Source organism: Bifidobacterium biavatii DSM 23969 (assembly GCF_000741165.1).
Taxonomy (GTDB): Bacteria; Actinomycetota; Actinomycetes; order Actinomycetales; family Bifidobacteriaceae; genus Bifidobacterium; species Bifidobacterium biavatii.
The window spans coordinates 148,891-160,163 of the sequence record NZ_JGYN01000006.1; the positions used below are offsets into that span (position 1 = coordinate 148,891).

11 protein-coding genes and 1 tRNA gene are annotated in these 11,273 nt (G+C 61.8%); 2 read left to right on the forward strand and 10 right to left on the reverse strand.

The genetic code is table 11. The features are described 5' to 3' along the window. Window positions 1–278: 278 nt before the first annotated feature. From BBIA_RS03415 to BBIA_RS03440, 5 genes are all read right to left on the reverse strand, one after another. Window positions 279–779, reverse strand: a complete 501-nt coding sequence (locus BBIA_RS03415; protein WP_033496747.1) for a hypothetical protein — start codon at window positions 777–779, stop codon at window positions 279–281. A 488-nt stretch (window positions 780–1,267) separates the two neighbouring features. Continuing rightward, entirely contained in the window at window positions 1,268–1,549 is a 282-nt protein-coding gene (locus BBIA_RS03425; protein ID WP_081891929.1) for a holin, read from the reverse strand. A gap of 10 nt (window positions 1,550–1,559) precedes the next feature. Next, the gene (locus BBIA_RS03430; protein WP_051923723.1) at window positions 1,560–2,453 is read right to left on the reverse strand and encodes a GH25 family lysozyme; all 894 of its coding nucleotides are present in this window, start codon (window positions 2,451–2,453) and stop codon (window positions 1,560–1,562) included. Window positions 2,454–2,532: 79 nt separating this feature from the next. Beyond that, the gene (locus BBIA_RS03435) at window positions 2,533–2,850 is read right to left on the reverse strand and encodes a hypothetical protein (RefSeq protein WP_051923724.1); all 318 of its coding nucleotides are present in this window, start codon (window positions 2,848–2,850) and stop codon (window positions 2,533–2,535) included. 23 nt (window positions 2,851–2,873) lie between these two features. Beyond that, window positions 2,874–3,356, reverse strand: a complete 483-nt coding sequence (locus BBIA_RS03440) for a hypothetical protein (protein WP_035137987.1) — start codon at window positions 3,354–3,356, stop codon at window positions 2,874–2,876. A gap of 203 nt (window positions 3,357–3,559) precedes the next feature. On the opposite strand from BBIA_RS03440, the gene BBIA_RS03445 reads away from it, so the two are divergent. After that, entirely contained in the window at window positions 3,560–4,747 is a 1,188-nt protein-coding gene (locus tag BBIA_RS03445) for an IS30 family transposase (RefSeq protein ID WP_238548422.1), read from the forward strand. Between the two features lie 113 nt (window positions 4,748–4,860). Here BBIA_RS03445 and BBIA_RS03450 read toward each other — a convergent pair. The 3 genes from BBIA_RS03450 to serS form a co-directional block, all read right to left on the reverse strand. After that, window positions 4,861–4,945, reverse strand: a tRNA-Ser gene (locus tag BBIA_RS03450). A gap of 78 nt (window positions 4,946–5,023) precedes the next feature. Then, complete coding sequence (locus tag BBIA_RS03455) at window positions 5,024–6,919, reverse strand: hypothetical protein (RefSeq protein ID WP_033494005.1); 1,896 nt, start codon at window positions 6,917–6,919, stop codon at window positions 5,024–5,026. 300 nt (window positions 6,920–7,219) lie between these two features. Further along, window positions 7,220–8,506, reverse strand: coding sequence for a serine--tRNA ligase (gene serS / locus BBIA_RS03460; RefSeq protein ID WP_033494003.1), 1,287 nt, complete (start codon window positions 8,504–8,506; stop codon window positions 7,220–7,222). A 142-nt stretch (window positions 8,507–8,648) separates the two neighbouring features. Between serS and BBIA_RS03465 the strand changes: the two genes are divergently transcribed. Next, window positions 8,649–9,791, forward strand: coding sequence for a diacylglycerol/lipid kinase family protein (locus tag BBIA_RS03465; protein ID WP_051923725.1), 1,143 nt, complete (start codon window positions 8,649–8,651; stop codon window positions 9,789–9,791). A gap of 99 nt (window positions 9,792–9,890) precedes the next feature. On the opposite strand, the gene BBIA_RS03470 is transcribed toward BBIA_RS03465, so the two are convergent. After that, entirely contained in the window at window positions 9,891–10,766 is an 876-nt protein-coding gene (locus BBIA_RS03470) for a PRD domain-containing protein (protein ID WP_051923726.1), read from the reverse strand. Window positions 10,767–10,799: 33 nt separating this feature from the next. Further along, window positions 10,800–11,273: PTS sugar transporter subunit IIA (locus BBIA_RS03475; protein ID WP_035137998.1), on the reverse strand; the 474-nt coding region annotated here is incomplete at its 5' end.

Here is an 11,273-nt window from a genome sequence, read left to right on the forward strand (position 1 = left end):
CGCACCACGGTCGTCGAGCTCTGACCGATATGGCTGATAATGCTGTCACCCCGGTTGGTGCGAGTGTGCGGAAGCAGCGGGACAACGCGCGGACGCGCACTGTTCAAAAGGCCATAAATCAGCTTTATAACACTATGGCCTCTCAGGGCTTGAAAACATTGACTTCTCGCAGCGAGTACACTCTAAGTGCACTCTATTTTGCTTTGCAACCAGTATACACGGCGCAAAAAACGCCCCGCCGGCCTCCGTTGCGGAAGACTGGCGGGGCGCTTTTCTTGTCAGGCGTTTATTTTCGGCCGTCCGGGTCTGGCGTCCCGCGTTTCGGCCCATGTTCTGACCGCAGCCTCCGAATACAGGGGCCCCTGTGCGGTTTCGATCACGGGCTTGGGGAAGGAGTCTATCTTGGGGAACGCGTGTGCGCGCTGGCGGGTCACTCCGATTATCCGGGCTATTTCGGCAAACCCGACGACCTTCGGAAAGGTCGGGCTGGTGGTCTCGCGTTCGGCTTCATCCCAGCTGCGAATCGACACGCCCACGACGTCGAACCCTTCGAGGCGACCGTCGTCGCGGATTGCGGCGACGGTTTTCTCGAGGGCCGACGCCGTGTCTTCGGCGTCCATTGAGAGGACGACGCTCAGTCCTCTTTCGTCGGCGTCGAGCGCGGCTGATGCGCCATACCGGCCGAGCCTGTCCATGAGGTCAAAGGCGAAGTCTTCATTGATCGGCATCGGAGTACGTATATCCACCGACACCTGCCAAGTGCGGTTGTTGCTCGTCATGTGTTTCTCCTACCGCAGTTCGCGCCGGCCTCGGTGCGCGCCTCGCGGTTCAGGGACCTTTCTTGAGATGGGGAGGCCGTTTGAGAATTCGTGATAAGCTGGTGGCATTGGGAATGGCCGTTCCCGATACCACCAGCGTGATCATTCCGCTTACTCGATGAATCCGTTGCGTTTCAGGAGTGACATGCAGTTTGCGTACCATCGTGAGTCCGATGGTGTTTTGTGTATCATCACTGCCTGTTTGGTTTTGTCCGGCGGATAGCACATCCAGCCTTTCGTTTTGTCCACGATGCGCCATCCTTGGTTCTCGAGCTTCTCAAGAAGCGGTTTGGTTCTTTTGTCTTTGATATCACCTCCCTTTTAATGTTTACGTTGTAAATAATACTATATTCTATTTACATCGTCAACATATTATGGCATGGAAAAACGCCCCTCGCCCTCCGATCATGGAGGATGAGGGGCGGTTTCCTCTAGAGTGCCGAGCAGGTTCACTGATTGACGATTGATGCGACGTTGTGACCGTCGTCGACTTCCGGAATACCTGCCGCGCTGGTGAGAATGGACAGGATGGCAGCGAGTCCGGCGGTGCCGGCGATGACACGCCAGTCAACCGAGCCGATGAGCGTGGTGGTGCCGATGGCGGCGACCGCGGATTGAGCGGCGGTTTTGATCGCGCGGATCGCCGCGGCGCGGACCCAATGGATGAGGTTTTCGGCCTCGCTGCCGTCGATGAGATCGTCGATATCGGGGTGTCCGTCGTTTTTGACCATGGGTTGCTCCTTACTTGTCGATGCGGATGCCGAACGCGGCCGAGTTCTCAACCTTGTTCTGACCGGGCTTGCCACGCAGCGCACCCCATTCGACAACTTTGGCGCCGGCTTGTTTGAGCATGTTGATCGTGTCGGTCTGATCCTGCGGGGTCTTGAATGCGCGCCACGTGCCGGCGAGGATGTTGGCGATGCAGATGCCGCCGTTGTACTGGAAGAGGATGTGGGTTGCCTTCATGTCGCTGATGACTCCTTCGATGAGACTGGTATTAGTGGTGGGTTTGCTGGTAGTGGTGGTTTTACCGCCGGTGGCGTAACGTTGCCATGTGGAGCGGTCGCCGTAGAACTTGTTCAGATCGAGGTTGCCGTTCCAACCGTCGAGTCGTCCGCTGCTCGTGTACTGGCGCATGGCGCAGCTGTAGGTTCCCTCGTTCCATGGGGTCGACTGGTAGCCGGTGGGCTTGTAGTCCGGGTATTGGGCGACCCACAGACCGCAGTTTTTCCGCACGTCCTCGGGTATCTGATTGATCGCGGATGATTGCACGTAGACGAGCGGCCAGACGCCGGTGCGTTTGTGGACTCGTTCCACCCATGCTCGCACCCATGTGCCGTCGCCCCACGCCGTGTTGTCCCCGGACTCCCAGTCGAGCACGGGGATGGCCTTGCCCTTGTACGGATTGAACGTGTTGAGGAAATGGTCGGCCTCCTTGATCGCGTTCCCTCCGCTGGCGTAGTGGTAGGCGCCGAGCAGCTTGCCGGCTCGCGCCGCGCCACTCATCTGCGCGTTCCATGCGGGGTTCACGTAGCCGACGCCTTCGGTGGCTTTGACGATGACGAAATCACACGGCACTTTGGTGAGATTGATACCGGACTGCCAACTGGCGATGTCGATGCCGTTTAACGCCATACATGCTCCTTTCCGCCCGGTTCCGGGCATGAAAAAGGCCCGAACGCGGACTTGCGTTCGGACCTTGGTTGGGTTGGGGTTATTGGGGGTCGGGTTTGATGTGCGCGTCCCTGATGTCCTCGATCATTTGGGTGCCGAGACCGTTGCCGCCCAGATCGTGATAAGCCGAGTAGATCTGCTCGGCTCGCTCTTTGATATGGATGGGGCACACGTGCCCGTCCTCGACCTGCCGGTCGTTGATCTCCTCCAATCGAAGGAACAGGATCAGGCGCATCGCGCGTTCCAACGCGCTGGGTTTCTCGAACCGTCGCAGAATCCACGCGGTGAACGTACCTGTGGCTCCCGACCCGATCACGGCGGTCAGGATCACCGCCCACACGGGAATCGTTTCCGTCACGTCGTCATGGCCTTCTTTCCTTTCTACTGTTTGAACAGGGGATAGTCGGTGGAGTTGAACCAGGTGATTCCATGTTTTTGCATGGCGGTCCAGTCGTCGAGCCGGTACACGCCCACGTTGCTGAACACGGTGGTCGAATCGACCACGTCACTGCCCTGGAAGCGAATCATGAACCAGTCAGCGGGGAGCGTGAATTGCAGGGTGTAAGTGCCCGACGTAGTGCTGCTAGCTGCCTTCTGTTTGCCGGTATCGTCGACGACGGCGATCAACGGCCAACCCTGATATGGGGTGTGGGAGCATACCACGGTAGCGCGCAGGATCAGCGGCACTCCGGCGGACCGACTGTTAAGTGACACGTTGTGCTGGTAGTACACCGTGTTCGCGCCCTTGGCGATGCCGGTCAGGGTAAGTGTGCCGTCACCGCCGTACGTGATCTTGACGCCATTGGACGAGGATTCCGAGCCGACGAACAGGGGATTGGGGTACAGGTTCTCCACGTGAATCATGCGGCCAGCCCCCAATCTTGGGAGTCGACCACACGAGTCAGGCGGAGGCTAAGCCCCCCCCCCGAAGATGATGGGCGTGTGGCGGGTTCTAGTGATCGTTGCAACGCTTGGCTGATTGATGGGAGTGCCAGGTGGGAGACGAGAGCGCGCAGCGCGCGAGTAGGTGGGTGTTCGAGGGCGTGACGTACGCGACGCGTCGTGAGATGTGCGCGGCGCGGCGGGGACGGTACGTTGAGTATCTCAACGCGGGCATGAACTTCACGCAGGCCGCTCGCGCGGTGGGCGTGTCGAAGCGAACGGGGAAGGCGTGGCGCAACGGTCGGACGCGGGCCACGGGACGCAACGAGAAGCCCTTGGTGGACTGGTATCGTTCCACCGTGGACAAGCCCAAAAAGATCAGCACGAGGTATTTAAGCCAGGACGAGCGCATGAGCATCGCCGACTGGCGGCATGCCGGCATGGGCGTGCGCGAAATCGCGCGCAGGCTCGCTCGACCGGCGTCGACCGTCAGCCGCGAATTGTCACGCAACACGAACCCAGCAACCGGCATGTACGAGCCGTATCGAGCCCAGCAGATGAGCGCGGACAGGCTCAAACGACCCAAACCCGTCAAGGTACGCACGGTGCCGGGACTGCTCGACTATATCCACAACGGGTTGCGGGCACATTGGAGTCCCGAGCAAATCGCCGGCAGACTGAGAACCGATTTCCCGGATAATGATGCTATGCACGTGTGCGCGGAAACGATCTACCAGGCCATCTACGTCCAGGCCAAGGGCGAGTTGAAAAAGGACGTGTCCAAAGCATTGCGCAGCGGACGGGCCGCACGCCGGCCACGCTCGAGCACAGACGAGAGGAAACCCCGGTTCCGCGACCCGATGGTCATGATCAGCGAACGACCCGCGCAGGTCGAGGACCGGGCCGTGCCAGGCCATTGGGAAGGCGATCTGATCTGCGGGACAGCGAACCGCAGCGCGATCGGCACGCTCGTGGAACGCTCAACCCGGTTCACGATCCTCCTGCACCTGCCCGACGGCCACGACGCCGAACACGTCCAGCAGGCCATCATCCGCAAGATGCGCTCACTACCGAAACTCCTGCGCAACTCGCTGACCTGGGACCAGGGATCCGAACTCGCCCTGCACCAACGCGTTTCCACGGCCCTTGACATGCAAGTGTACTTCTGCGACCCGCACTCACCATGGCAGCGCGGCACGAACGAGAACACGAACGGACTCCTGCGCCAGTACTTCCCAAAAGGCACCGACCTGAGCGAGTACCCCGAACAGTATCTCGACACAGTAGCCGCAGAACTCAACGACCGGCCAAGAAAAACCCTCGGATTCCAAAAACCATCCGAGAAAATCCTCGAACTCATCAACGCCGCATGATACGATCACACCATTCCAAGACCGCCATCAAGAGCGGCAAACACCCCAAGTGTTGCAACCACCACTAAAATCCGCCAAAAGGGGTCCGGGCAACGTGCCCAGACCCCGGAATGCGGACAGAGCGAGATTCGAACTCGCGGAGGGTTGCCCCTCAACGGTTTTCAAGACCGTCTCTTTAGACCGCTCAGACATCTGTCCATGCGTGACGCGCGATCAGCGAGTCAACCGTTACAGTGTAGCGCAACATGGAGAAAACGCGATGCGCGTTGCACGAACTCACTCTTTGCCGGATATGATGTCGGACAGCGCCTGTCGCATGGCCGTGCAGTAGTCCGGAAGATCTTCGGGCTGAGCGAGCGTCATGATGTCGGCCAGCCGAACGTCCGGCAGATCACCGGCCGCCGGAGGATTGTCGACCGCGTTGATGATCATGTCCGCAACGGCGGATGCGCATTCGATCGGCTGCCCCGACTTGATCCAGCCGAACGTCCGCGGCATGGTGAACAACGCGACTTCGACCAGCTGGTCGCGATTGTCGACGGCATCCTGCGAGTCGGGCGATGCGTCGGACTGGGACCCGTCCGGAGCCTCGCCTGCGAACCATTCGTCATGCCCGTCGGACATTTTCCGCAAGGTATCGCGCAGATCGGCGATGCCAGCGTACGCCATTGCGGTGGCGTCGCGGACAACATCGTCGACCATGTCGGCCGCATGTTCGAACCATTGCGCGTAGGCAGCGCCATCCTCGGTGGCCATGTAGGCGTCCCATTGCTGCCGTTCCCGTTCCATGCCCTTATATTCGCCGTCGGGATACCGAGTCCAGTCCCGCTGCGCGCGCACCCAGCCGTGCATGTCGCCGACCTTGGACTCCAATTCCGCCAAGGGCTGCATGTTCTTGCCATACCATTCATCGCACGTGGCATTGATCCACTCGTCGCGCGTCGGCTTCCGAGTGACCGGTTCGGCGGTAACCTCGGGAGCATCAATCCGAGAATCACCGTCGTCGGACGCCTCGCCGGCGGACCGAACCGGCACCGACCGGCCGATCGTCGGACCATCGGATGTTGCCGGTCCCGGCTCAACCCCGTCTCCGTCAAAACTGAGTATCAGACCGACATAGTACGGAACAAGACATACCACGACAGAAATGAGCAACGATGCGACAAGCCACTGCACCACCCATGTCTCCAAGAGGCCCCACAACACGGTATGCGGGTCGCCGATCATCTGATGAGATGACATATAACCCAGCACCGGCAGCGTGACCGGCAGCGACAGCAAACCCCACGCAACCATGTCAATCATTGCCGCGATTATCGCCAATGCGGACACAATGATCGCCAGGAAAAGCACCACGTAGAGCAGCCACAGTATCGGATCGAACGCACCGCCTCCGGTGGCGCCGCGAATGCCGGAAGCATACTGGTTGCCCCATCGCAGTATGCGGACCGGTCCGGCGACGATCCAGGTGAGACCGTTGAACACGGTCATGCCGCTGCCGGTTTCGATATAGGCCAGCAGGAACGCCAAGCCCCATAACACCGCGCCAAGCACGCCGGCAAGCATCACCGCCGCCGTTCCCAGCAGAAACAGCTTACCAGCCCTCCCCGTGACCAGTCTGGCCCAGACTTTCGCGGGCCATACGAGGAGGTCCAGATACCCGCGTACCGGACGACGCCAGTGACGGAAGATCAGCACGACGAACGGTACCACACAGACAATCGCGTATTTGCTGAACGCCCACCACAGCAATCGAAGAATGCCCTGCACCGACCCCAGTATCACGTATCCCATTTCGCCGCCGTCGAACGACGTCGAACCGTTGGGATTGAGTTCAAGGTAACGGCGACTCCACATGCCGTCAGGATCGGCCTTCGCTATCTCGTACGCGATGGGGTTCAGCGTGTGGCTAATCCACAGGTTGGTGCTGTAGCCCCACGCCTTCATCGTCCTGCCGAATACGTTGAGGTTCGGCACGATCTCCGTCAGGAACGTGAAGGCGATCACGCCGCCGGCGACCGCGGCAAACACCACCAGCATGGAGCAGGGCACCATGAGCAAGCGTCCGATCACGCCCATGATTGAGGCTACCGGGTTGAATCCGGACGTTCCGTCTGCAGCCTTTCCCACGGTCTTTGCCGTGGCCGTGTTCTGCGTGTCATTCGATGTCATATCATCACTCATATCTCTCTCAACCGGACAATCCGTACGCGAATCATCCATCTCTCTCCGATCCGAGTCTAGCCGACAAGCAATCATCGCCGTACAAACGTACAAAAAAATCCCCGGCAAATGAGCAGTGCGCTCATTTGCCGGGGATTTCGGTTCAGGTTAGCGAACCCGTGATGAAATCAGGCCTCCCCCGTGACGAACGTCACGCCTCCCACGTGACGAACAGTCCAGTGGACTGTTCGTAGCCGCGCACAGCGATAGCGGCCGTGCGCGACGCAGGATACAGCAGGCGTGATGAAATCACGCCTCCCACTTAGTCGGCTCGATGACTTCCTTGCCGCCCATGTACGGACGCATGGCCTTCGGGATCTCGATGGAGCCGTCCTTCTGCTGGTGGTTCTCGAGGATCGCGACAAGCCAGCGGGTGGTGGCCAGCGTGCCGTTCAGCGTGGAGACCGGGCGGGTGGAGCCGTCGGCAGTGCGCTCGCGGATGTTGAGGCGGCGGGCCTGGTACTCGGTGCAGTTCGAAGTGGAGGTGAGCTCGCGGTAGCGGCCCTGGGTCGGCACCCACGCCTCGCAGTCGAACTTGCGGGCGGCGGAGGAACCGAGGTCGCCGGCAGCGGTGTCGATGATGCGGTACGGCACCTCGACCTTAGCGAGCATCTCCTGCTCCATTTCGAGCAGGTGCTGGTGCTCCGCGTAGGAGTCCTCCTGCTTCGCGTAGACGAACATTTCGACCTTGTCGAACTGGTGCACGCGGATGATGCCGGAAGTATCCTTGCCAGCGGCGCCCGCCTCGCGGCGGTAGCAGGACGACCAGCCGCAGTAGCGCAGCGGACCGTTGCCGAGATCGAGGATCTCGTTCTCGTGCATGCCGGCGAGCGCCACTTCGGACGTGCCGACGAGGTACTGGTCATCGGGCTCGCGCAGACGGTAGATCTCGTCGGCGTGCGAGTTAAGGAAGCCGGTGCCGCGCATGACTTCGGGGCGGACCAGCGTCGGGGTGATGGCGAGCACGAAGCCGTGCTGTTCGGCCTGGTCGACGGCCATGGTGAGCATGGCGATCTGCATGCGGGCGACCGCGCCGCGCAGGAAGTAGAAGCGGGAGCCGCCGACCTTGACGCCGCGGCGCATGTCGATGCCCGCGACCTCGGTGCCGAGGGTCAGGTGGTCCTTCGGCTCGAAGCCTTCGGCCGCGAAGTCGCGGATCTGGCCGACCTTCTTGACGACGACGTAATCATCCTCGCCGCCTTCCGGAGCTTCCGGTTCGACGATGTTGGAGAGCTTCCACATGGCGGTGGTGTACTCTTCGGCGGCGGAGTCGGCAGTGGCCTTGTATTCGGCGACCTTGGCGGCGAGATCCTTAGTCTGCGCGATGAGCGCGGCCTTCTCGTCGGCGGGCGCGGCGGCGACCTTCTTGCCGATTTCCTTCTGCTGGGCGCGGGCCTCCTCGTATTCCTTGAGGGCGGTGCGGCGGGTTTCGTCGGACTTGAGCACTTCGTCGACGAGTTCGACGGATTCGCCGCGCTTGCGCTGCGATTCCTTCACGACGTCGGTATGGTCACGAATGAATTGAATATCAAGCATGTGCCCCAGCCTACCGCCGTAAGCCGACACGCGGCAAGACCCGAATCCGACGAGAGCGCGACCGCGATAGCAACGCGCGAACGTGCAGGAATCGTCGAGTTTCGCCGTGTCGCGCGGCGATTGCGGGCGTGGTGCGGGAACAATGGAAACCATGCCTACCGCCACCATCGTCGCCATCGTCCTCGCCGTCGTAGCCGGCATCGTCATCATCGCGGCCGCCGCGTACCTTGCCGTGCGCGCGCTGCGCCGCCGCCGGCTCGCCGAACAGCTCGACCGACGCAACGACGATCAGGTGCACTACGCGTTCATCGTCAACCCGTCCAAACCGCAGGCGGCGGAACGCAAGAAGCACATCAAGCAGTTCTGCAAAGCCAAGGGCCTGACCGAAATCGAGTTCATCGAAACGAAACTCGACAAGGACGGCCGCGCGTGCGCGAAGGAGGCGCTTGCGCACGGCGCGGACGTGGTCGTCGCGGTCGGCGGCGACGGCACGGTGCGCACGGTGGCGAGCGCCGTGTCGGGCACGGGCCATGCGCTCGGCATCATTCCGATCGGCACGGGCAATCTGTTCGCCCGCAACATGGGCATTCCGGTCGACGACATCGACGCGGCGCTGTCGGTGGCCACGTCGCACGGCTCGCGGCACGTCGACATGGGCCGGCTCACGCTGCTCGACGATCCGGATTCGGATCACGGCCACGCGTTCCTGATCATCGCGGGCATCGGATTCGACGCGCTGATGATCGACGATACAGATCCCGAACTGAAGAAGAACATCAGCTGGCTCGCGTATTTCGTGTCGGGTGTGAAGAACCTGTTCGCGCCGAAGTATCACGGCAGCGTGACGATCCGCAGCGCGGACGGCAACTCGCACACGATCAAGGGTCTTGCGTTTCGCACGTTCATGGCCGGCAACTGCGGCCAGATCCCGTTCTTTTCGCTGATGCCGGACGCCTCGTACGACGACGGCATCCTCGATTTCGAGATCATCGACACGTCGGGCGGCATTCTCGGCTGGGCGAACCTGTTCGGCGACGTGGTGCACCAGACGATCACCGGCAAGTCCGGGTCGAGTCCGCTGTCGACGAATTCGTCGATCGACAACATTCAGGGCGTGAGCGCGGAGATCATGTTGGAGAAGCCGGCGCTGGCGCAGGTGGACGGCGATATGCTGCCGGTCACGCGCCATATTCGCTTCGACGTGGAGCGCAAGGCGCTGTGCGTGCGCGTGCCGGAGGTGGATCCCGATCTGTCGGCGACGGGCATCATTCCGCCGATCAAGTGACGTTTAACGGCACGTGACGTGCATGATGCGACGCGCGGCACGACGCACGATGCGTCTCGACCGGCGGTCGATAACACGATCGATGACGACGATCGGCGATCAGCGCGCGGCCGCGTCCGTGCGTGCGGCACGTCGCTCGGCCTTTGCGTCGGACGTGACGCGCGCGATGTGCAGCGCAAGATAGGCGATTTCGTCTGACGTGAGCGGCGAGTCGAGCCGGATGCGCACGATGTCGGCGACGGCGCACGCGCAGCTCATCGCCTCGGGATACGACTGTTCGATCGACGTGATGATCGGCTCGGGCTCGCGGTCGAGCTGCTGGTGCTGCCTGATGCGCACGAACAGGTAGCGCAGATGCGTGATGAACCGGCCGACGTTGATGCTGTGCTGGTCGAGTTCGATGCCGTAGCAGCGTTCGATCACGGCGATCATCTGCTGGATGATGCCGGTCATCTGGTACGTGTACGACAGATCGCCGGTCGAGAATCCGGCGTTGACCAGATGCATGGCGAGCGCGACGGTTTCGCCGTCGGGCAGGATGCCGTTCAGCTCGGCGTTGAGCTGGGCGATAAGACGTTCGGCCTGCTCATATTCGGCCGGGTACAGCGACTGCACTTCGGCCGTGAGCGGATAGGAGACCTGGTCCCCGTGCTTGAGCCGGCGGAGCGCGCCGGCGATGTGATCGGCCAACGCCATGACCAGCGTGGGCTTGGATTCGGCCTGCTGGCCGAGGCCCACGCGCGTCATGGCGTCGGTGACCAGACGGATCATTTCGGGCGGGATGTTGGACAGCAGTTCTGCCAGATGATCCGGATCCCGCCCGTCGGAGGGGACGAACACCCGAACGACCTTCGCGCTGTCGATCTCCTGCCCCGGTTTCGCTTTGAAGCCCAGTCCCCTGCCGGTGACGATGACCTCCTGCGCGCCGTCCGAAGCAAGCACGACGTTGTTGTTGAACACGCGAAGCACTTTCAAGTGCGTCCCCTTTTGTCTATACGGCCTCCAGACTCAGTGCTGGATGTCGAGCACCGGGTCGCCCGCGGCGACGTCGATTCCCGTCTTCGGAGTGACGCCAGCCAGGGCCACGGTATTGAGCACCGTCATCAGGGTGGTGGTGCTGTATCCCGCTGCCTTGACCTTATCAAAGTCGACGGTCACGAGCGTGTCGCCGGCGTTGACGCGCTGTCCGGCGGCCACGGCGACGGAGAAGCCCTCGCCGTTCATCTTGACCGTGTCGATGCCGACGTGCACGAGCACTTCGACGCCGTCATCGGACTTGATGCCGAACGCGTGGCCGGTTTCGGCGACGGTCTGCAGCACGCCGGAGATCGGGGCAACGACGGTCGAGTCGGTCGGCTGGATGCCGACGCCCTCGCCGAGCGCGCGGGAGGCGAACACCGGATCGCCGGTGTCGTCGAGGGAGATCACGTGGCCGGCGACCGGGGCGTTGACCGTGTCGGTCGCGGTCGCGGCGGCGGCCGG

What these genes read in the sequence shown, in the direction of transcription:
- BBIA_RS03425 (WP_081891929.1), bottom strand. Translation starts at nt 1,549, where the DNA reads ATGGTCAAAAACGACGGACACCCCGATATCGACGATCTCATCGACGGC.
- BBIA_RS03455 (WP_033494005.1), bottom strand. Translation starts at nt 6,919, where the DNA reads ATGACATCGAATGACACGCAGAACACGGCCACGGCAAAGACCGTGGGA.
- BBIA_RS03415 (WP_033496747.1), bottom strand. Translation starts at nt 779, where the DNA reads ATGACGAGCAACAACCGCACTTGGCAGGTGTCGGTGGATATACGTACT.
- BBIA_RS03445 (WP_238548422.1), top strand. Translation starts at nt 3,560, where the DNA reads ATGTGCGCGGCGCGGCGGGGACGGTACGTTGAGTATCTCAACGCGGGC.
- serS (WP_033494003.1), bottom strand. Translation starts at nt 8,506, where the DNA reads ATGCTTGATATTCAATTCATTCGTGACCATACCGACGTCGTGAAGGAA.
- BBIA_RS03465 (WP_051923725.1), top strand. Translation starts at nt 8,649, where the DNA reads ATGGAAACCATGCCTACCGCCACCATCGTCGCCATCGTCCTCGCCGTC.
- BBIA_RS03440 (WP_035137987.1), bottom strand. Translation starts at nt 3,356, where the DNA reads ATGATTCACGTGGAGAACCTGTACCCCAATCCCCTGTTCGTCGGCTCG.
- BBIA_RS03430 (WP_051923723.1), bottom strand. Translation starts at nt 2,453, where the DNA reads ATGGCGTTAAACGGCATCGACATCGCCAGTTGGCAGTCCGGTATCAAT.